Source organism: Pseudomonas sp. 1L-C-7-B-C1 (genome assembly GCF_057291635.1).
The window spans coordinates 375,139-396,286 of record NZ_JBXAWH010000001.1 but is presented as its reverse complement, the minus strand read 5'-3'; the positions used below and the strand labels follow the sequence as shown (position 1 = coordinate 396,286).

The window sequence follows — 21,148 nt, the reverse complement described above, 5'->3', positions numbered from 1 at the left end:
ATGCGGCTCGGCCCACTCCACGAGACCTGCGTTCAGCCTGCACCCAAGTCGCGATTGGTGGTGTTAGGACTTCTTGTGCACGAAGATCAAAGGCAGATGCAGATCAAAGGCAGATGCAGATCAAGGGCTTCCCGGCTAAAGCCGGTCCCACAGGGTGTACGCGGTGCTTTCAGTGGGACCGGCTTTAGCCGGGAAGAGGCCAGCAGGAGCGCTGGCATTGTTGGACTTGATTGAAGGGGACTGAGCTGATCGTGCCCACGCTCTGCGTAGGCATGCATCCCGTGACGCTCCGCGTCACTCTGGAAGCGATTACCCTGTAACGACTTCTCCATTCAGCACCACATCCTCCTTCTTCGCCGGTCGGTACAGCACGAAGTAATACGCCCCCAAACACAACAGCCAGCAAAACACAGCTGTCCAGATATTGTGGGAGAAGAAGTGGGCCCCTTGAAGCATTCGACCGATGGAGAAGACGGTGCCCAGGCTCGCCGCGAAGATCAGGCCGGCTTTGGCCAGGCGGGGTTTGCGGTCGCGGAAGACGAAGAACAGGGCGAAGAGTGTGAAGCCGGTCGCGGCATGACCGCCGGGCCAGCAGCGGCCGGGTTTGTCGGTGGGGGGGCGGGGGCTGAGGAGTTCGCTGTAGGTTTCCTGGCCGCCGAACTCTTCCAGGCTCCACGGGCATTGCACCGATGTCACGACTTTCACCGGCGTCACGAAGCTGGTCGATAACGCCATCGACAGCACCATGCAGCCCAGTTCACGTTTCCAGGGTTTGAGCAGGCTGACGAAGAACGAGGCGATGAAGCTGGCAAAGGACAACACCCCGATGGCGATCACGGCCTGTTTGGCGCGGTCGTGCAGGACGTCTTCGAGGAAGAAACTGTGCCGCCCGATGAATTCTCCCGCCACTGGGTCGTAGGCCAGTTTGGCGATGTCCATGTCCAGCGAAGTCAATTCAAGCAGTATCAGAACGACGGCGGTCACGGCCGGGATGCCCAGGTAAACCCAAAAGTTGATCGGACGTGAAGCGGGCCGTTCAAGTGCGTGTGACATGGCGAATCCCGTGTAGTGGGCGAGGGGAGAGCGGGGGCGTATTGAGCCGGAGCGGTGCGAAGTCTGAGCAGAATGCTGTCGCGGCGCCGTGAACCGCGAGTGAAAAAAACGTTATGCACGGCGGTGCTGGCCCTCGAGCGCGCATCGCCGTAAGCTGCCGCCAACTCAGACCTTGTTGAGCGGCATCCCACGCCGTGTCCCGGGTCTCGCCACACCGCATAGGGAGACACGCGCCATGAGAATTCTGCTGGTTGAAGACAACCGCGACATCCTGGCAAACCTCGCCGATTACCTCGGTTTGAAGGGTTATACCGTTGACTGCGCGCAAGACGGTCTGTCCGGACTGCACTTGGCGGCCACCGAACATTACGACTTGATCGTGCTCGATATCATGCTGCCCGGCATCGACGGCTACACCCTGTGCAAGCGCCTGCGTGAAGACGCCCGCCGCGACACGCCGGTGATCATGCTCACCGCCCGCGATCAGCTTGACGACCGGTTACAGGGGTTTCGCTCCGGCGCCGACGACTACCTGCTCAAGCCGTTCGCGCTGTCGGAACTGGCGGCGCGTATTGAAGCGGTGCTGCGGCGTGCTCAAGGTGGCGGGCGCCGTACCTTGCAGGTCGCCGATCTGATCTACGACCTTGACACGCTGGAAGTGACCCGTGAAGGGCGCCTGCTCAAACTCAACCCGGTTGGGCTTAAGTTACTCGCAGTGTTGATGCAAAAGAGCCCTCACGTCCTGCGTCGGGAAGTACTGGAAGAAGCGCTGTGGGGCGACGATTGCCCGGACAGCGACAGCTTGCGCAGCCATGTGCACCAGCTGCGCCAAGTCATCGACAAACCATTCGCCAAGCCACTGTTGCAGACCGTCCACGGCGTCGGATACCGCCTCGCCGAGGGGCGTGATGGAGTTTAAGCAGAGCCTCGCCCAACGGATCATCATTGCCTTTGCGCTGATGAGTGCGTTGGTTGCCGGGTGCTTCGCGATGGGCATCGTCGCGACGGTGCACCTGGTCGAAGAAAAGCTGATTTCGGCAGGACTGGGCGGCGACCTGACGCGCCTGCTGCTGATGGACAGCGTCAACGACTGGAACCACCGCCCGGAGCCGGATCAGCTGTTTTACTTCAGCGGCGGTCCGGGGGATTTCGAGCTGCCAAAGGACCTGCGGCATCTGGAGCCGGGCTTTCACGAAGTGTTTCGCGGGCCTTTGTCGTACCACGCCATGGTTGAGATCGTCGACGGTCGCCACTATGTCTTGCTCCAGGATCAAAGCGATTTCGAAGAGCGTGAGCGCGTGCTGTTCGCCGTCGTGCTGGTGGGCTTTGTGCTGGCATTAGCGCTGGCGATTTTCCTCGGCTGGATACTGGCGCGTCGGGTGATGGCGCCGGTGGTACGGCTGGCGCGACAGGTGCGTCATCGCGATCAGTTGCTTGGCCTCGCGCCGCCCTTGGCCCCCGACTACGCCGCCGACGAAGTGGGTGAGCTGGCGGTGGCTTTTGACGCCACGCTGGGCCGTCTCCGTGACGCGCTGACCCGCGAGCGGATGTTCACCAGTGATGTCAGCCACGAACTGCGCACGCCGTTGATGGTGCTGGCGAGTTCCTGTGAGCTGCTGCTGGAAAACCCGGCGCTAGATCAACGCGCACGGGCCCAGGTCGAGCGCGTGGCAAGGGCCTGCGAAGAAATGCGCGATCTGGTGCAGACCTTCCTGATGCTCGCCCGCACCCAGCGCGATGACCTGGCGCTTTATCCGCAGCTGACCCTGCACGGCGCTGCCCAACAGCTGATCAGCCTGTGGCGCGAACCGATCGAACGCAAAGGCCTGACCCTGGAATACTTGCCCGGTGAGCCTTCCGAAACGGCTTACAACGCGACCTTTCTTTACGCCGTGATGGGCAACCTGCTGCGCAACGCGCTGCACTACACCGAGACCGGCTTTATTCGCCTGACGCTGCGCGAAGGCGGGTTCATGGTTGAGGATTCCGGCGTGGGCATTCCGGAAGAAAAACGTGAGGCGATGTTTCAGCCATTCGTGCGCGGCACCGAGCAACGGGGCGAAGGTCTGGGGCTGGGACTGTCGTTGGTGCAGCGAATCTGCGAAAACCAGGGGTGGTCGGTCAGCCTGGACACCATGGAGCCAAACGGCTGCCGGTTCAGCGTAGACATGGGTTTGCGCCCTGGCAAAAGCCCCATGCGGTTGCCGGCCACAAATGTACAGCCTGTGTAAAGGTGCTGAAATGGACCGGGACATGGCCGTATGCTGGCCCTAAGTTCTTGAATAATTTCGTAACATTTGTTCACTTTTCCGGACGCTTTTTTCACATTCATCTGACCTGAGCGTGACGCTTCGCTGCTTAGTTTGGCCCTCTTATCAAAGGAGAGGCAGCCATGAGCAAGCGGATCGAGCTGGATTTTTCACGTAAATACGACGACGAACACGCTAAAAGGTATCTACGCAAACATAACGACGGACTGGCAAGACGCTTGTCGGATCGCCGGGATAAACAACTGGCGCGTCGCGCGCTGGCGCTAGCGGGCGAACCGGGGCTGGTGCTGGACCTGCCCTGTGGCGCCGGACGTTTTTGGCCAGTACTGGCCGAAAAAGCCAACCGGGTGATTATCGGGGCGGACAATTCGGCGTCGATGGTCAAGATTGCCTGCGAGTCGCAACCTGCGGAAATCGTCAAACGCGTCCAGCCATTGCAGACCTCGGCCTTTGCGATCGAGATGCCGGACAACGCTGTCGACAGCATCTTCTGCATGCGCCTGATGCACCACATCGGCAAGGCTGAAGACCGCGCCGTGTTGCTGAAAGAGTTTCACCGGGTGAGCCGGGATAGCGTGATCGTGTCGCTCTGGGTGGATGGCAATTTCAAGGCCTGGAAGCGCAGACACGCTGAAAAATCAAGGCCGCAACGTGATTATCAGAACCGCTTCGTGCTGCCGGTTGCGACCGTGGAAGCCGAATTTGAACAGGCAGGGTTTCGGATTCAGGAGCGCCTGGATTTCCTGCCGATGTACGCCATGTGGCGTGTGTATCTATTACGTAAGAGGTAACAGGATGGCCGTGGATTTCGCAACAGAGTTAGCCGTTCCCGCCAAGGACCGCTTCGCCTACTTCTGGAACACGCGAGGCGAATGGGTCGAAGAACCCAACGTGCGCCGTGGCGGTGAAAGTGGCGTGCAGCGTGTCGTCTCGGAAAACGGTCGGCTGCTGTATGTGAAGCGCCAGACAGGCCATATCTACCGCAGCTGGTTGCACCCTTTCGGTCGCCCGACCGTTCTGCGTGAGCGCGATGCCCTCGAAGGCCTCCGCCAGCTCGACGTCAATGTGCCGCGCATGGTGTTCTGTGGTGCCGAGCGTGACGAGAACAACGAGTGGCGAGCGTTGCTGGTCACAGCCTCGCTGGACGGCTTCGACGAGTTCGAAAACTGGCTGCGTGCAGGCGGTCGCGAACAATACGGCGAAGTGGTGTACGAGCAGATGCTTCAGGAAATCGCCAACAACCTGGCCCGCATGCACAAGGGTCGCTGGCAGCACAGCTGCATCTACATCAAGCACGTCTTTGTTCGCGTTGTAGGCGAGGGCGCCAACGCCAAGGCTGAGGTCGCGCTGCTGGATCTCGAGAAGTGCCGTCAGCGCCTGACGTCTTATGCCGCCGCTCAGCACGACATGAAACAGCTTCGTCGCCATTCGTCGTTTCAGCCTGCGGACTGGAGCAAGCTGGTCTATTTTTACGAGACCGCGTTTGGCAGGCCCATCAAAGGTTTACAGCGATGAAGTTAGAAATGGCGCGAGGTTTGTTTTTGGTTGGGGCGTTGGGGGTGACTTCCATCGCTTTGGCTGCCTGGGATCAGCCCGGTCCGAAGATTTTGAGTGCAGTGCATGGCGAAGGCCATTGCCCGCTGCCACGAGTGGCCAAGATGTCTGACACGGCCCGACCTGATCACGATCTCCTTTTGTTGATGTTCGGCCTGGCCCAGGGGAGTGGACCGCAAGGCTGACTCCTTCCTGTTGCGTTAACCAAAAGGCCCCGAAAAAATCAGGGCCTTTTTTGTGCGCGTGTGGTTATTTTCTTATGTCAGGTACCGGCAGTCCTGTCGGGACTTGCATGGTCGTTGTGGTCTGGCTGCGCCTCATCGCGCCGCGCCAGCAGCGTATACACGCACGGTAATACAAAGAGCGTGAACAACGTCCCCACCGACATCCCGGTGGCAATCACCAGACCGATGTCGAACCGGCTGACCGCCCCCGCGCCGGTCGCGAGGATCAGCGGCACCATGCCGAACACCATCGCCGCCGTGGTCATCAGTACGGGCCGCAAGCGAATTGCCGCCGCTTCTTCGACCGCTTCCCGCGCCGTCAGGCCTTTGTCGCGGCGTAGCTGGTTGGCGAATTCGACGATCAGAATGCCGTGTTTGCTGATTAGCCCGATCAGCGTGACCAGTCCCACCTGCGTGTAGATATTCAGCGACGAGATCCCGAGGAACAGCGGAATCAGCGCGCCGCAGATCGACAGCGGCACGGTGACAAGAATCACCAGCGGATCGCGGAAGCTCTCGAACTGTGCCGCCAGCACCAGAAAAATGATCGCCAGGGCCAGTCCGAACGTGACCCACAACGCATTGCCTTCCTGCACGTACTGGCGAGATGCGCCGGCGTAGTCGTAGGCGAAACCTGGCGGTGATTCTTCGATCGCGATCTGTCTCACCAACTCGATCGCTTCGGCCTGACTCACCAGCGGGAAACCGGAGATGATCGCCGAGTTGAGCTGCTGGAACTGATTGAGCTGCCGCGGCCTGGCCCGATCGCTGACAGTAATCAGCGTCGACAACGGCAGCATCTTGCCGTCGGCGTTCTTGACGTAGTAATTCGAGAGCCAGGCCGGGTTGTCTCGGTAGGCCCGTTCAACCTGCGCGATCACCTTGTAGCTGCGGCCGTCGATGGTAAAGCGGTTGATTTCCGCCTCCCCGAGCAACGTCGCCAGGCTGCCGCCCAGGTCCTGCATCGACACGCCCATCTGCGCGGCTTTGGCGCGGTCGATGTCGACCACCACTTCCGGCTTGTCGAACGCCAGGTCAACGTCCAGAAACGCGAACTTGCCCGAGTCGGCGGCGCGTTTCTTGATGCGATCCGTCACCTCCAGCAGCGCGGCGTAGTCACCCGGTGTATTGATCACGAACTGAAACGGCAGCCCTTCGCCGGTGCCGGGCAACGACGGCAGGTTGAAGCCGAAGATCTGCAGCCCGGTAATACCGTTTAGCTTGGCTTGCACTTCGGGCAACAGCTCCATTTGCGTGCGGCTGCGCTCGTCCCATGGCTTGAGCAAGAACCCGCCGACGCCGGTCTGCACGCCATTGAAACCGTTGATCTGGAACGAGGAGTAATACTCCGGGAACGCTTTGAAAATGCTGATGAACTGGTCGGTGTATGTGTTCATGTAGTCGAGGTTGGTCGGCTGCGGCGCCGTCGCCATCATGAAAATGATGCCCTGGTCCTCGTCCGGCGCCAGTTGCGACTGGCTGAGCGTTAGAAACACCGGAATCAAACAGAGCACCAGTACGGCGAACACGATGACCACCGGCCGCGTGTTCAGCGTGCCGTGAAGGACGCGCTGGTAGCGGACCTTCAGGCTTTCGAAGGCGTGATCAAGCTTGTGCGCCAGGCCGCTGGGATTCTCTTCCCGGCGCATGAGCACGGCGCACATCATCGGCGACAGGGTCAGCGCGACGATCCCGGAAATCACCACCGCACCCGCCAGCGTCAGCGCGAACTCCTTGAACAGCGCGCCGGTCAGTCCCTCCAGAAAACCGATGGGTGCATACACCGCTGCCAGGGTGATGGTCATCGATACCACGGGCATGGCGATCTCGCGAGCGCCCTCGATGGCCGCATCGAAGGGCGTCTTGCCTTCTTCGATGTGCCGGTGAATGTTCTCCACCACCACGATGGCATCGTCGACCACCAAGCCGATGGCCAGCACCATTGCCAACAGCGTCAGCAGATTGATCGAATACCCCATCAGCTGCATGAAAAACAGCACGCCGATCATCGACAGCGGGATGGTGATCACCGGGATCAGCACCGAACGCAGGGCGCCCAGGAACAGGAACACCACGACGATGACGATGAGCACCGCTTCGATCAGGGTTTTCACCACTTCATGGATCGAGGCCTGAATGAACAGCGTGGCGTCGTAGGCGATGGACGCTTTGAGGCTCGGCGGTAATTGGGCTTCCAGCTCCGGCAGGATGCGCCGCACTTCCTTGATCACGTCCAGCGGGTTCGAGCTGGGCGTGCCCTTGATGCCGATGTACACCGACGGCGTGCCGTCGAACGAGCTGACCGTGTCGTAGTTTTCGGCGCCCATCTCTACCCGGGCCACATCACCCAGCAGTACGCGGCTGTCGCCCATGGTCTTGAGCGGAATCGCCGCGAAGGTCTCAGGGGATTTCAGGTCGGTGCTTGCGTTGACGCTGGTGACCACGTACTCGCCCTTCACCTCACCCGCAGCGGACAGGAAGTTGTACTTGCGCACGGCTTCGGTGACGTCGTTGGCGGTCAGGCCGAAACCGGCGAGTTTGACCGGATCGAGCCACAGGCGCATGGCGAACACCTGATTGCCCAGAATCTCCGCTTCGGCCATGCCTGGCAGCGTCGCCAGCTTTGGCTGAATGACCCGGGACAGGTAATCGGTGATCTGGGGGTTGCTCAGCTCGGCGCTGTAGAAGCTGATGTACATCAGCGCCGAGGCGTCGGCGGCCTCCTTGCTCAGGACCGGGTCTTCGGCGTCCTGAGGCAGCTTGTTCTTGACCTCATTAGCCTTGGCCAGCAGCTCGGTGTAGAGGCGGTCGCTGTTGGAGCCGATGCGCGCATAGATGGAAATGACCGAGAAGTTCTGCCGACTGACCGAGGTCATGTAGTCGATGCCTTCGGCGCTCGCCAGACTTTGCTGCAGCGGCTGGGTGATATAGCCCTGAATGGTTTCGGCGTTGGCGCCGGGGTAGGCCGTGGTCACGGTGATCAGCGCGTTTTCCATCTGCGGGTACTGGCGGATGGTCAGCTTGCTGAACGCCTGAAAACCCAGCAGCACGATCAACAGGCTGATCACGCTGGCAAGCACCGGGCGACGGATGAACGGGTCTGTAAAGGCCATGATCGATTCCTTGATCAGTCCGCTTTGGGCTGGCTGTTCTGCGCCGCCGGGGTGGCGTGCGACGGAGTTGCCGGGTCGACCACGATGGCGACGGCGGCGCCGTTATCCAGTTTGAGCTGGCCGCCGGTGACGACCTGTTCGCCGGCTTTCAATCCTTTGCTGATGATCACCAGGCCGCCGCGACGCTCGCCGGTTTCGACGAAGCGCCGCTCGACCATGAGCTGAGGCTCACCCTTGCTGTTGTTTTCCGGCTGGCCGTCGGCGGTCTTTTTCGGCACGACGACGTACACCGAATTGCCGTACAGCGTGTAAGTGATGGTGCTTTCCGGCAGCACCAACTGCGGTGTGTCCTGCCCGAGCAGCACTTGCAGGCTGGTGAACATACCGGGCAGCAGCTGGCTGTCGGCGTTGGGCAGGGTGGCGCGAATCAGCACATTGCGGGTGGTGTCTTCGACCTTGGGGTTAATGGCGCTAATGCGTGCAGTGAAGACGCGTTCGGGGTAGGCCGCGACGCTCACCTGCACCTCTTGGCCGAGGGCCAGTTTCGGCAGCATCTGCTCCGGCACGAAGAAGTCGGCGTACAGGCTGGTCAAGTCCTGAAGGGTGGCGATCACTGTGCCGCTGGCAAGGTAGTCGCCCACGTCAACCTGACGAATGCCGATGGTGCCGCTGAAGGGCGCGAGGATGCGCTTCTTAGCCAGGGAGGCGTTCAATTGCGCGACGGTGGCAGCGGCCTTCTTCTGGGTGGCGGCGAGCTTGTCGAAGTCTCCACGGGAGATGGCGGATTCGCCCACCAGTTTGCTGCCGCGGCCGTATTCCACCTGTGCCAGACCGAGGTCTGCTTCGGCGGTGCCGAGCAGGGCCTTTTCCACATCGCTGTCGAGTTGCAGAAGCGGCTGACCCACCTTGACCTTCTGGCCGGATTCGAACTGCACGGCCTTGACCGTGCCTGCGATTTCCAGCGACAGGTCAACGCCCTGGAAGGCCTTGAGCGTGCCGATGGCCGGCAGACGATTCTGCCACTGGCGCGCCTCGACAACCGCCACCGCGACGTTGGTCGGCGGCTTCGGCGCCGTGAATTGCTGGATCTGCTGATAGACCGAAAACGCCTTGTACCCGCCCAGGGCCAGCACCACGATCAGGACAATACCCAACATGATCAACATGCGGCGACGCAACATATTCCACTTCCTTGGAAAACCGACGAATCAGGCGAGCACGTTAGTCGTGTCGGGGTTTAGTTGCCAGTGGCATTGATTGAATTCGGGATCAGCGTCCTGCCGGATCATGGTTTATTGCTGGGCATGCCCGCCGACCTGACATCGCGCTGTCGCCCAGCAGAAACGGTACCTGTAGGAGTGAGCTTGCTCGCGAAGTCGGTATTCCAGGCGCTGAAAATCTAGCGGATGTTCCGGCCTCTTCGCGAGCAAGCTCACTCCTACAAGGTGATGTGGCTGCGCGACAGTTCGGCGTCTGGACAACCCGAAGGGCCTCGCGCCGCCGCCTATCCCCAATCAAACCAGATGCAGATGGTTGTCCCACAACCCCGCTGGCAGCTCCAGCGGCTTGGCGACCAGCGCTGTCTCGCGGCAATCATAGAATCGGCAGCGGCCCTGGCCTGAGGTGACGACGAAGCCGTCCGCCACGGCGCCCACCCCGGCGCAATCAGGCAACGGTGCGTCGAGCTTCAGCGCGCCGCTGTCCAGGTCCCAGATGAAGAAGCGGTTGCCCCTCGGCGCGGTCAGCGCCACCAGCCGCAGGTCGTTATGAATGGCAACGCTGGCGGTGTAATGCGCCATGGCCTGCAGCTGTTGCTCGGCCACCGGGAACGCCTGAAATGGCTGTCCTGGCCGCTTGATGGCGAGCAGCTCGGCGGATTCGTGGGAAGGCCCCATGAACTGCTGCCCCGCCACGATGGTGCCGTCGCTGGCGATCGCCATATGCCGAACGCTGTTCATCTGCTGCGCAAGGGTCTCTTTGCTCAGCAGCGTGCCGTCGCGCTGCATCAGCACCAAGCTCGGTTCCATGGCATCGAGGTTCATTTCGACGCGGCTCTCGGCCTCGGTGCGAATGCCGCCGTTGGCCACTGCGAGGGTCTCGCCATCCGGCATCCATGACACTTGGTGAGGGCCTACGCCGTGGGTAGAAATTTCCCCGGTGCGTTGCAGCCGCTCATCAACGAATCGATACACGCCCAACAGCCCTCGGCCCGGTTCCGTGGTGTCGTTTTCGGTGGCGTACAGCCATTCGCCGTCTTTGTGAATGACCGCGTGGCCGTAGAAGTGTCGGTGGGGTTGCGAGGTGATGGTTTGCAGCAGACGACCGTCGCGCAGGTCGATCAGGTAACTCTCGGTCCCCGGCCGGCGCGCTACGAACAGCGCGATCGGCAGGTTCGGGTGATTGATGATGTCGTGACAGCGCTGGGCAACGGCGGTGGCAAACACTTGCGTGCCGTCGACGCGATAACCCACGGCGAAGTGCTGGCCGTTGCCGTCGTCCCGCGCGGACAACAGCAGCGGGCTTTCGCCTTTTTTCGCGAACAGCGTCCAGCCGCCAAACGTGACGGCGCTGAGCAGCAGGCTGCCCAGACCCAGAGCCTGACGTCGCAACATATCAGTCACCATCATTGGCGTTGAAGCCCAGTTGGATGCCCAGCGCTTTGGCCAGTTCGCCCTCGTGCAGGCGATGAACCACGTTGAGACTGTCGTAGAAAGCGTTGAGCTGCTGGCGGCCTGCTTCGCTGGCCAGCAGATCGCCGAGCGGCGGTTTCAGCGCGGCCAACTGTCGATTGCTCTCGGCGTAGGCAGCGTCGATCTTGTCGGCCAGAGGCTTCTGCTCCTTGGGCAACAGCCCGCGCAAACCCTTGTTGTCGACGCCGGCCCAAACGGTCTGCGCACTGGCCAGACTCGCCTGCAAGCTGCTGAGCGAAGCCTTGCTGCGCCACGCTTCCGCCTGAAACGGCTGCGGCACGCCCTTGGTTCCACGGCCCAGCGGCGTGCCGAGCTTCTTCTTCAACGAATCCAGCGCGGTCACTTGCACGCGCAGCAACTCGGCGATGGCTTCATGGGAATCGGCGTAACGCTGGTTGGGGAACTTGCTCAATTGAGCGAGCATGCCGTCGTTGCTGTTCCAGCTGTTGAGGATGTCTTCAGCCAGCGCTTTCTGACGCTCGCCGATGGCCATCAGCAGCGGGCAGTAGCGAGCTTTCTGCTCGGCGTTGGCCATGTCGATGTCGGCGTCGAACAGGATGTATTCATAGGCCGACAGCCCCTGAACCACGACGCTGGATTTGGCCAGGGCGTCAGCGCTGATCTGCGGCTGTGCGGTGACCAGTTGCTCCACTTGACGGCCAACGAGGTTTTTCTTGTCCGGCCAGAACTGAATCTGCCAGGCGCGATTGCCTTCGGCCAGCGGCCCGATGAGCAGCGGTTGCAGCTCGGCCCAGGCTTTTTGCGCGTGGAGGAAGTCGGCGCGGGCGGTGTCCAGGTCAGATTTGCCCTGGCAGTAGGACAGCGCGCTGATTGACAGTTGCCGGTCGGCATCGACCCACCGGCTGTAAGTCGGGAGGATGACCTGACTGGCGATGGCGGCAGACGTCACGGCCTGCGGGTCCGACGGCGCGCACGCACCCAGTGCCAGTGCGGCGAGGCTGGTGAGCAACAACTTGGGGCGGAACATGCCCGACTCCTTATCTTCAGAAATACGTTAGAGAGAATTCAAGAACGCCAGCAGCGCCGCGCGTTGTTCCGCGTCGAAGGCCAGCACCTGACGCTGCGCGGGGAGCGCTTCGCCGCCATGCCAGAGCACGGCCTCCATCAGGTTACGGGCGCGCCCGTCGTGCAGAAACTGCGTGTGGCCGCTGACAGTCTGGGTCAGGCCGATGCCCCACAACGGCGGGGTGCGCCACTGCTGGCCGCTGGCCTGAAATTCGCTCAGATTGTCGGCCAGGCCTTCGCCCATGTCATGCAGCAACAGATCGGTGTAAGGGCGGATGACCTGATCCGCCAGCTCAGGCTCGGCGGCGTCGGCGGAAGTGGTGAATTGTGGCGTATGGCACTGCTGGCAGCCGGCCTTGAAGAACAGGCTCTTGCCCGCCAGCACCTGCGGCTCCGCCACGTTGCGACGCACCGGAACGCCGAGGTTGCGGGTGTAGAAGGTTATCAAGCGCAGGATGTTGTCGCTGACCTCCGGCTCACCGTTCGGACCATTGCCATTGGGCGCAGCCAGGCATGCGGTCTGTGACGGTGTGCAGTCGTCGACCGGCATCAGGGTGGACGTTAGTCCCATGTCCCCTGCCAGCGCGTGGGCATTCTGCTGTTTGATGCCGGGTTGCGAAGCTTTCCAGCCGAAACGGCCGAGGACAGTTTTTTGCTGCGCGTCGTCCCAGACCCAGTTGGGTTTACCGGTGATGCCGGTGCCCTTTTCATCGTTTGGGTTGGCGTTGGCCAGAATCGCCGCCTGTGGGATGGCTTCCAGAAGGCCCAGACCAATCATCGGCGGGGCAATGCGCGCAGAGGCTCGCGTCTGCGGGTGCATCGGGCCGTAACCAGGTTGGGTGATCTGCAGGGTAGGGCGGCGCAGATGCACCGGAGTGCCGTCGCGAAAATGCACGGTCATCGAATCGTAATCGACCCGAACCTTGCCCTCGGGCGTGACGCCGGGGATGGCCATGTCCTGGAGTTGCTTGCCGTATACAGGCTCGGGGATAAGGCCCAGCCGCTTGATGTCCTCGACGAACGCCGGATCGTCGGGAATCGACAGGCGCACCAGCATTGACACGGCGTTGTCGGCGCCAGGCTCGGGCGGGTGGCCGCGGCCGTCCTTGATGTGGCAGTTCTGGCAGGCGTTGGTGTTGAACAGCGGACCCAGGCCGTCGCGGGCAGTGGTAGTCGACGGCGCAATCACCCAGGGGTTGCGGAAGAAGCTGTTGCCGACGCTGAAGTCCAGCCGCCGGACAGGCGACAGGTTGGCTGAAGGCAGGGAAAATGCATTGCGGTCGCTTTTGTTGACGGTGGTGGCGCCGCCAGAGAGCGACTCGCCCGGTTCGGCGGCGGTGAAACGCGGGGCGTCATCGCACCCGCTCATGGCGAGGGCCATCAGCAGGAGAGACGAAGGACGGAACCACGCAGTCATACAGGTCCTGCAAAGGGGAGAAATCGGGGCGAGCAAGCTTACCAGCCCCGAGTTTGATGAATAAGAGGGATTAGCGTTTGCAGGCCCTCTCGTAACGTGTTGTTACCAAATCATCCTCGAGTGACGGGCCCGCAAAACTCATGCACCAGCGATCTCCAGCGCCGGGTTTTCCACAAGCAGTTGCATGAGACGCCGCTCGCCCTCGACCACCTTGAATGACCGGTAATCGCCGATGCCGTCGAGCTGCCGCTCGCGCTCGCGGATCGCCAGCTCCTTGGCCCTCTCGTAACCGTAGTGCTCGACCCTGAACGACTTGGTGACGCTGCTGCCGTTGCGCAGCGTGGTCCGCGCCACCCAATAGGCGATGCCGGTGTAGCAGCGGTAATGTACCCCCGGATAGCCGCTGGTGTTGGTGGCGATGATGCGCTGGCGGATGTCGCGGCTGAGCTTGGGCAGGTGAGCCAGCAGCAATTGGTCACGGCACGCGTCGGCGGCTTTCCGTGCCGGATCACGGCCGCCATAGCGGGAGAAGGAAAACAGTCGGTTGAAGGTTCTGCCGTCGCGGTAGATCGTCACCTTCCAGGCACGCGGGCCCTTGACGCCGACCAGCAGGTGGATACCGTAATCGTTGGCTTTGAGCTTGCTGACGCGGCGCCTTTTATTGTTTCTCTTGGGCACTTTCTGTCTCCTCCTGGATAGGGTGGGGTCAAGGAAGTGCGCATGATCGGCGGCGGGGGAGGCGTGTTCAATCCGACAAGGACCGAACAGGAAATGCCCTACAAAGCTTACAGACCGGTCCCCGGATAAGGCCCGTTTTGGTGGTGTTTGAAGCGTCGATTGACGAAAAAAATGCCGGCCCGTGGTCGGGTCGGCATTCGTTTGCAATTGGACCGACTTCAGCCGGGAAGGCGCGGCCTTGCCGATTTGAAGCGGACGTGAAGCGGATCAGAACTCGTGGTCGGCGTTGTCCGGGTTCAGGTCAGTGATGCCCAACTTGCTGGCCGCTTGCTCAATGGCGCCGGTCTGTTTGACCAGCGCGGCGATGGCGTCGCGCACGACCTGGTTGCCCGCTGTATTGCCCGCCGCGATGAGCTGATCGAAATGCTCGCCCTTGTTGGCGTGGTCGACGATGACCTGCAGCTTCGCCTGGGTCGCATCGAGGTCGGCGCGCACGGTCTGGTCAGTTGCGGCGTCGGCGGTGGCGACCAGCGAGGACAGGCTTGCGCCGCTCACTTTGCTGCCGTCGACGCGGGTGTATTCACCCAGGTAAACGTTGCGGATGCCCAGGCCGTTATAGAAATGCGAATTGTGAGTGTTGTCGCTGAAGCAATCGTGTTCGTCTTCACTGGAATTGGCCTCCAGCGCGACTTTCATGCGTTCGCCGGCCAGTTCGCCCAATGACAGGCTGCCCATGCCGAACAGCATTTTGCGCAGCCCGCTCTCGGCGGATTCTGCCTCCAGCGTGGCGCGGTAGTTGTCGGCGACACCCGGTTTCCAGTTGTTGACCATTTCTTCGAGGTCGCTGACCAACAGATCGGTGGCGGCTTTCAGGTAGGCGCGGCGGCGATCATTGTGGCCGCCGGTGCCGCCCTGGCCTTCGATGTAGTCGCTGGCCGGACGCTCGCCCGCGCCCGGATTGGTGCCATGCAGGTCCTGGCCCCAGAGCAGGAATTCGATGGCGTGATAACCGGTGGCCACGTTGGCTTCCGAACCACCGAGCTCGTTCAGGCTGGCGAGTTTTTCAGGGGTGATTTCGCTGACGTCGACTTTGTCCTCGCCCACTTGCACTGACTTGTTGGCGATGATGTTGGCGGTGGCACCCGGGTTACCCAGTGCGTGCTGGTAATCCTTGGCGACGTAATCGATCAGGCCTTCATCCAGCGGCCATGCGTTCACCTGACCTTCCCAATCGTCGATGATGGTGTTGCCGAAGCGGAATACTTCGCTCTGCATGTACGGCACGCGCGCTGCTACCCAGGCTGCACGCGCTGCTTTCAGGGTTTGGTCGTTGGGTGTGGCGAGGAAAGCGTCGACTGCCGTGCTGAGCTTTTTGGCAGTGGATTCGGCGTCGCTGAAAACGGCAAATACGATATTGGCGTAGTTGGCGACCACTGCTCTGGTGGCGGTTTCGTTGGGCTGGGCAGGTGCAGCGGCGGCGGTTGGCGCTGGAGCCGGGGCGGCAGCGGCGGCAGGTGCGGGGGCAGGCGCTGCAGCGGCGGGCTTGTCCTTGCCTTGATCACAACCGGCCAGAGCAATAGCGACAGCCAGCAGACTTGCGGTTGCCAGGGGCATACGAATCATGACGGAATCCTGCATCGAGAAGAGGTGTGAACGGTGGCGAACGCCAGAAAAATGCTGCGACATAATGCGAAAGATTTGCATTCTGTGTAAAGGCCATTAGCCCAGGCAGGCGGGGGGAGATATTTCAAGCTGTTTCAAGAAAGGGTCCGGCCGGGGCCCAGGCGTGAAGGGCGGTGATCTGCGCAACGCCTGCTTTCGTGCCGGGATGCAGATGTGCTACAGCGCCTCGCTGTGGGTCCGTTGCGCCTGTTTCAGGTAAACCAGTAGCTCCCGCGCTGGAAGAGGCTTGCTGTAAAAGTAGCCCTGACCTTCGTGACAACCCTCGGAAATGATGTAGGCCTCTTGCTCGGCGGTCTCTACGCCTTCGGCGATCACCTGCATGCCCAGGCTTTTGCCGAGCTGAATGATGGCGCGCACGATCGTCGCGTCGTCATCGTCGTCGAGCAGGTCCTGCACGAAGCTCTTGTCGATCTTGATCTTGTCCAGCGGCAGGCTTTTCAGGTAACTCAGCGATGAATAACCGGTCCCAAAGTCATCGATGGCGATCAGCGCCCCGGAGCGGCGCAGGCTCAACAGGTGCTGCGCGGCGGTGGTGATGTCTTCCATCAGACCGGTTTCCGTGACTTCCAGCTCCAGACTGCGGGGTGGCAGACGGTAGATCTGCAGCAAGTTGTTCACCACCCGCGGCAATTCGGCGTGGTGCAGTTGCACCGTGGACAGGTTCACCGCCATGCGCAGGTCGGTGAAGCCCTGATCGTGCCACTCGCGCAGCTGTTTGCAGGCCTGATCCAGTACCCATTCACCAATGGCGATAATGGTACCGTTCTGCTCGGCCAACGGAATGAACTGATCCGGCGGCACGAAGCCATGCTCCGGGTGAATCCAGCGGATCAGCGCCTCGACCCCCACTACGCTGTGGTCGCGATAGCTGATCTGCGGCTGATAGACCAAGTGAAACTGCTCGCGGGCCAAGGCTTCACGCAGGTCTTTTTCCAGCTCGCGACGACGACGCATCTCGCTGTCGACGCTGGCGATATAAAACTGGTAGCGGTTACGCGAGCGTGTCTTGGCCAGCGTCATGGTCTGTTCGGCTTTCTGCAGCAGCTTCTCGGTGCTGTCGCCATCTTCGGGGAACAGCGTGATGCCGATGGTGGCGCGCAGACGAATCTCTTGCTGATCGACGGCGAAGGGCGCTTCCAGGTCGTCGAGAATATTCTGCGCCAGTTCGGCGGCTTCGTAAGGCTGTTCGATATCGGCCTGAACCAGCGCGAACTGGTCGCCGCCCAGACGGGCAAGGGCGCCGAGGCGGCCGCTGTGGCTGCGCAATCGATCGGCGAGGGCCAGCAGCAACTGATCGCCGGCCTGATAACTGAATTGTTCGTTGATGCCTTTGAAGTCATCCAGCCCGACGCACAACACCGCAACGCGATGCTGCACTTTTCCGGAGTCGACGAGGATCTTGTCCAGTTGCTTCTGCAGTTGCAGCCGGTTCGGCAGACCGGTGAGGAAATCGTACTGGGCCATCCGCAGCAGGCTGGATTCAGCCTCGTGGCGCAAATTGGTGTTGCGCTCAATGGACGCCAACAGTTGGTTGGCGGTGTTGACCCAGACCCCCAGTTCGTTTTTTTCATGGCCTTTGAGCAACGGCAACTGGTGTTCGCTGGGGCGGTCGGGGTTGATGCTGGTCAGGTGCTCGATGATTTTCGACAGCGGTTTGGTCAGTAGCCAGTGATAAACCAGGTACAGCACCAGGCCCATCGCCAGCGCGCGCAAAACGCCGGAAATGAAAATGATCATCGAATTGGTGAGGAAGGTTTCGCCGTAGGTGGCGGTGTCGAGGGTGATGCGCAGGTCGCCGTAATATTCGCTGTAGGGGCTGCGGCCGACCAGTTGCGTGGTGAAACTGCGTTCCTGGCCCAGGATCAGATCGGTCAGCCAGCGGGTGGGGGTGGTTTCGAGGTCTCGGGATTTCTCGGCGAGCACCGTCTCGTTGGGATGACCGATGGATGCCATCCGCACGGCCTTGTCCTGAAACAGCCCTTCGATGACCTGCATGCCCATTTCCCGGTCCAGGCTATAAACGGCCTGAGTCGACGGATCGCGGAACATGTCGAGGATACGCGCCGCATCCGAGGCAACGGCCTGGCGGGTTTTGTAAGCGTCGTAGACGATCTGTGCGCAACTGAGCACGACCCCCACGATCAGCGCGGACAGCAGCACAACGCGAAGCAGCTTCACCGACAGGCTGTGTTTGAGTTCCAGCTTCAAATGGCCATTCCTTTATCCATGCTGATAGCGGGCTGACTGCGTGCAGGCACTGGCAATACAGGCATTCGGATCAGGCGCTCCCGGCTTGCGCATGACCCCATCAATCGGGGAAAACAGTTGATAGGCGGACCACTCAGGCTATCCGTACTGTGTCGGTCATGCGCGGGGAAAACTTGAGCCCAGCCGTTTGAATCAGCACGAAATTTGATATTAGTCCGCTATCGCTTCCAGACAATACATAAACGACAAACAGAAGGCGAAAAAAAACCCGGACGTGCCGGGCTTTTTTTATTCGAGCATTCAAGCGTTCATCAGGCTGTGAAGCTTTTGCCTTCGAACTGCTCGGCAACGAACTTCCAGTTGACCAGGTTCCAGAACGCCTCGACGTACTTCGGACGCAGGTTACGGTAGTCGATGTAGTAAGCGTGTTCCCAGACATCGCAGGTCAGCAGCGGGGTGTCGCCGCTGGTGATCGGGTTGCCGGCGCCGATGGTGCTGGCCAGTGCCAGGGAGCCGTCAGCTTTCTTCACCAGCCAGCCCCAGCCGGAGCCGAAGGTGCCGATGGAAGTCTTGCTGAACTCTTCCTTGAACTTGTCGAAGGAGCCGAACGCGGCGTTGATTGCGTCCGCCAGAGCGCCAGTCGGTTGGCCGCCGGCGTTTGGCGCCAGGCAGTTCCAGTAGAACGTGTGGTTCCAGACTTGAGCGGCGTTGTTGAAGATACCGCCCGAGGAGGTCTTGACGATTTCTTCCAGAGTCTTGCCTTCGAACTCGGTGCCTGGCACCAGGTTGTTCAGGTTCACGACATAGGTGTTGTGGTGCTTGTCGTGGTGGTATTCCAGAGTTTCTTTGGAGATGTGCGGTGCCAGAGCGTCATGTGCGTACGGCAGCGGAGGCAATTCAAAAGCCATGGTAATTCTCCTAATCAGGTCAGTTGCGGTTTGCGCAAGGCCGATCACGGGCGGCCAGACAGAACTTACGCCGGCGAGTTTGTACTCTTTGCAGCGCAGGGGCTGGATCATAGCACCGGCCCCTGACCTTAACCACGCAACAACTGTGTGGGATAGAGGTTCCAGAGCGTTGCGCTGAAATGCGCGCGGACGAGACGAAATGCTCACGCCGTTCTGATCAACTGCACCGCTACGCTGAACATCATTACTGCGACCATCAGGTCCAGCAGGCGCCAAGTCGTTGGGCGTGCCAGCCATGGGGCCAGCCAGGCGGCGCCGATTGCCAGCGTTGAAAACCACAACACTGAAGCGCTGGCCGCCCCCGCCACGTAGGCGCCGGGCACCGCTTGCTGGGCGCCGAGGGAGCCGATCAGCAGCACCGTGTCGAGATAAACGTGCGGGTTCAGCAAGGTCACCGCCAACGCGGTCAGTAATACAGCGCGTCGTGAGCGCTGGCCGTCGGTGTCGCCCTCGGCGAGGCTCTGCGGCGACAATGCGCGACGTAAGGCCATGGCGCCGTACCACAGCAAAAATATCACGCCGCCCCAGCGCGCCACCGCCAGAAGTGTCGGGTTATGGGACAGCACATTGGCAAGGCCGAACACACCGGCCGCCACCAGAATGGCATCGCACACGATGCACAGCAGGGCCACGGAAAGGTGGTGTTCGCGACGCAGACTTTGCGCCAGCACATAGGCGTTCTGAGTGCCGATGGCCATGATCAGCCCGAGGGAAACCAGCAGGCCGTTGAGGTAGCTTTGCCACATGATGTCGGGCCTCGATAAGTTAGGGGGTAGGCGGGGTCAGGCGCTCGTGGCCAGTGCGCGCAAGGTGTCCATGGCCTTCAGCGCGTCGTCCTTCCACGAAAAGATGGTCGTGGTAAAAGCCGGCGACCACGTTGCAACTGATGCCCGCCTGGCCCAATGCGCTGGCGAAGGCCGCGGTCAGCCCGACCGCCGCGAGTGAGGAGTGAACGGTCAGGGTGATCCAGGCCATGACGTAATCGCAGTCCAGGCCCAGTTGCTGTGCCTGGCGGCGTTCGAGGATGACGGTCAGGCCTTCGCGCTCGCGGAAGCTGCCGATGACTTCGACGCCCTCCACGCGACGGCTGTCCGCCACGGTGCAGAACACGTATTCACCGTCGTTCAGTTCAGGGTTCATGCTGCGCAATAGCGCGCTGAGGGAGGTTTCGCCAGTCATTGATATTTCGCCATTACTAAGTGACGCATCAGTCAGTGGTGGCGATTGTCGGTTGAACGCGAGTATAAGAAAAACCAATAACGCTCATTCCCCATTAGGGAAACTGATGTTCGACTACAAATTACTTTCCGCGTTGGCGGCCGTGATCGAGCAGGCCGGTTTCGAACGCGCCGCTCAGGTACTCGGCCTTTCCCAGTCAGCCGTGTCCCAGCGCATCAAGCTTCTGGAGGCGCGGGTCGGCCAGCCGGTGCTGGTTCGTGCAACCCCGCCGAGCCCAACGGAGATCGGCCGGCTGTTGCTCAACCATGTTCAACAGGTGCGCTTACTGGAACGCGACCTGCAGAGCGTGGTGCCGGCCCTGGACGAAGGCGGCATGCCTGAACGTTTGCGCATCGCGCTGAACGCCGACAGCCTGGCGACCTGGTGGGCCCTCGCGGTCGGAGACTTTTGTGCCGAGCATCGACTCCTCACCGACCTCGTCGTCGAGGATCAGGATGTCGGCCTCAAGCGCATGCGCGCCGGTGAAGTGGCCGCATGTTTATGCGGGAGTGAACGGCCGGTAGCGGGCGCACGGAGTTTATTACTCGGCGCCATGCGTTATCGGGCGTTGGCCAGCCCTGACTTTATTGATAGGCATTTCCCACAGGGTGTCACGCCTCAAGCGGTCGCTCGATCGCCCGCGCTGGTGTTCGGCCCGGATGATTTCCTGCAGCACCGCTACCTCGCTTCGCTGGGTGTCGAAGGCGGTTTCGAGCATCATTTGTGTCCTTCGTCCGAAGGTTTCACGCGCATGGTCGAAGCCGGAATGGGGTGGGGGCTGGTGCCGGAATTGCAGGTCCGTGGGCAATTGGCGAGCGGTTTGTTGGTCGAGTTGCTGCCCGATCAGTGCATTGATGTGCCCTTGTACTGGCATCATTGGCGCAACGGTGGTCGATTGTTGACGGAACTGACGGACCATCTGGCGAAAAAAGCGGGGCAGTGGCTGGTGCCGTTGGGGACTGAGTGAACGTCACTAGTCGACGCAGCAGATTGTAGGATCGGTCGCGGCATAGCCGCGGCGATCACAGGCAGAAGAAGATGAAACG

17 protein-coding genes and 1 pseudogene are annotated in these 21,148 nt (G+C 61.1%); 6 read left to right on the top strand and 12 right to left on the bottom strand.

What is annotated here, in order from left to right; genetic code table 11:
* Positions 1 to 309: 309 nt before the first annotated feature.
* Positions 310 to 1,053, bottom strand: coding sequence for a phosphatase PAP2 family protein (locus AC0Z8Z_RS01760; protein WP_485617592.1), 744 nt, complete (start codon positions 1,051 to 1,053; stop codon positions 310 to 312).
* A gap of 235 nt (positions 1,054 to 1,288) precedes the next feature.
* Here AC0Z8Z_RS01760 and colR point away from each other — a divergent pair, with 235 nt between their 5' ends.
* From colR to AC0Z8Z_RS01735, 5 genes are all read left to right on the top strand, one after another.
* Entirely contained in the window at positions 1,289 to 1,972 is a 684-nt protein-coding gene (gene colR, locus AC0Z8Z_RS01755; RefSeq protein ID WP_037014624.1) for a two-component system response regulator ColR, read from the top strand.
* Positions 1,962 to 3,284 (top strand): sensor histidine kinase, encoded by a 1,323-nt coding sequence (locus tag AC0Z8Z_RS01750; RefSeq protein ID WP_485617591.1) that lies wholly within the window; start codon positions 1,962 to 1,964, stop codon positions 3,282 to 3,284. The genes colR and AC0Z8Z_RS01750 overlap by 11 nt, the downstream gene beginning before the upstream one ends.
* Before the next feature lie 161 nt (positions 3,285 to 3,445).
* Positions 3,446 to 4,114, top strand: a complete 669-nt coding sequence (locus tag AC0Z8Z_RS01745) for a class I SAM-dependent methyltransferase (RefSeq protein WP_172609556.1) — start codon at positions 3,446 to 3,448, stop codon at positions 4,112 to 4,114.
* A 4-nt stretch (positions 4,115 to 4,118) separates the two neighbouring features.
* Entirely contained in the window at positions 4,119 to 4,838 is a 720-nt protein-coding gene (locus tag AC0Z8Z_RS01740; protein WP_122622465.1) for a lipopolysaccharide kinase InaA family protein, read from the top strand.
* Positions 4,835 to 5,062: a hypothetical protein gene (locus tag AC0Z8Z_RS01735; RefSeq protein WP_108120736.1), complete on the top strand. Its 228-nt coding sequence runs from the start codon at positions 4,835 to 4,837 to the stop codon at positions 5,060 to 5,062. The genes AC0Z8Z_RS01740 and AC0Z8Z_RS01735 overlap by 4 nt, the downstream gene beginning before the upstream one ends.
* A gap of 77 nt (positions 5,063 to 5,139) precedes the next feature.
* On the opposite strand, the gene AC0Z8Z_RS01730 is transcribed toward AC0Z8Z_RS01735, so the two are convergent.
* From AC0Z8Z_RS01730 to AC0Z8Z_RS01680, 11 genes and pseudogenes are all read right to left on the bottom strand, one after another.
* Positions 5,140 to 8,214: a multidrug efflux RND transporter permease subunit gene (locus AC0Z8Z_RS01730; protein ID WP_485617589.1), complete on the bottom strand. Its 3,075-nt coding sequence runs from the start codon at positions 8,212 to 8,214 to the stop codon at positions 5,140 to 5,142.
* A gap of 14 nt (positions 8,215 to 8,228) precedes the next feature.
* Positions 8,229 to 9,395: an efflux RND transporter periplasmic adaptor subunit gene (locus AC0Z8Z_RS01725; protein ID WP_485617587.1), complete on the bottom strand. Its 1,167-nt coding sequence runs from the start codon at positions 9,393 to 9,395 to the stop codon at positions 8,229 to 8,231.
* Positions 9,396 to 9,728: 333 nt separating this feature from the next.
* Entirely contained in the window at positions 9,729 to 10,826 is a 1,098-nt protein-coding gene (locus AC0Z8Z_RS01720) for a DUF1513 domain-containing protein (protein WP_485617586.1), read from the bottom strand.
* Position 10,827: 1 nt separating this feature from the next.
* Positions 10,828 to 11,892 carry an imelysin family protein gene (locus tag AC0Z8Z_RS01715; RefSeq protein WP_485617585.1) on the bottom strand — a complete coding sequence of 355 codons (1,065 nt, stop codon included), beginning with the start codon at positions 11,890 to 11,892 and terminating at the stop codon, positions 10,828 to 10,830.
* 27 nt (positions 11,893 to 11,919) lie between these two features.
* Positions 11,920 to 13,347: a di-heme oxidoreductase family protein gene (locus tag AC0Z8Z_RS01710; protein WP_485617584.1), complete on the bottom strand. Its 1,428-nt coding sequence runs from the start codon at positions 13,345 to 13,347 to the stop codon at positions 11,920 to 11,922.
* A 138-nt stretch (positions 13,348 to 13,485) separates the two neighbouring features.
* On the bottom strand, positions 13,486 to 14,025 hold the full coding sequence (locus AC0Z8Z_RS01705; protein ID WP_163021986.1) for an AP2/ERF family transcription factor: 540 nt from the start codon (positions 14,023 to 14,025) through the stop codon (positions 13,486 to 13,488).
* A gap of 267 nt (positions 14,026 to 14,292) precedes the next feature.
* Positions 14,293 to 15,648 (bottom strand): imelysin family protein, encoded by a 1,356-nt coding sequence (locus tag AC0Z8Z_RS01700; RefSeq protein WP_485617582.1) that lies wholly within the window; start codon positions 15,646 to 15,648, stop codon positions 14,293 to 14,295.
* A 216-nt stretch (positions 15,649 to 15,864) separates the two neighbouring features.
* The gene (locus tag AC0Z8Z_RS01695; protein WP_172609546.1) at positions 15,865 to 17,916 is read right to left on the bottom strand and encodes a putative bifunctional diguanylate cyclase/phosphodiesterase; all 2,052 of its coding nucleotides are present in this window, start codon (positions 17,914 to 17,916) and stop codon (positions 15,865 to 15,867) included.
* Between the two features lie 311 nt (positions 17,917 to 18,227).
* Positions 18,228 to 18,824: a superoxide dismutase gene (locus tag AC0Z8Z_RS01690; protein WP_065992213.1), complete on the bottom strand. Its 597-nt coding sequence runs from the start codon at positions 18,822 to 18,824 to the stop codon at positions 18,228 to 18,230.
* A gap of 203 nt (positions 18,825 to 19,027) precedes the next feature.
* Positions 19,028 to 19,630, bottom strand: a complete 603-nt coding sequence (locus AC0Z8Z_RS01685; protein WP_485617579.1) for a LysE/ArgO family amino acid transporter — start codon at positions 19,628 to 19,630, stop codon at positions 19,028 to 19,030.
* 36 nt (positions 19,631 to 19,666) lie between these two features.
* Positions 19,667 to 20,063 (bottom strand): annotated as a pseudogene (locus AC0Z8Z_RS01680) (ACT domain-containing protein).
* Between the two features lie 106 nt (positions 20,064 to 20,169).
* Between AC0Z8Z_RS01680 and AC0Z8Z_RS01675 the strand changes: the two are divergent.
* A complete protein-coding gene (locus AC0Z8Z_RS01675) occupies positions 20,170 to 21,069 on the top strand; it encodes a LysR family transcriptional regulator ArgP (protein WP_485617577.1) in 900 nt (299 codons plus the stop codon).
* Positions 21,070 to 21,148: the final 79 nt, after the last annotated feature.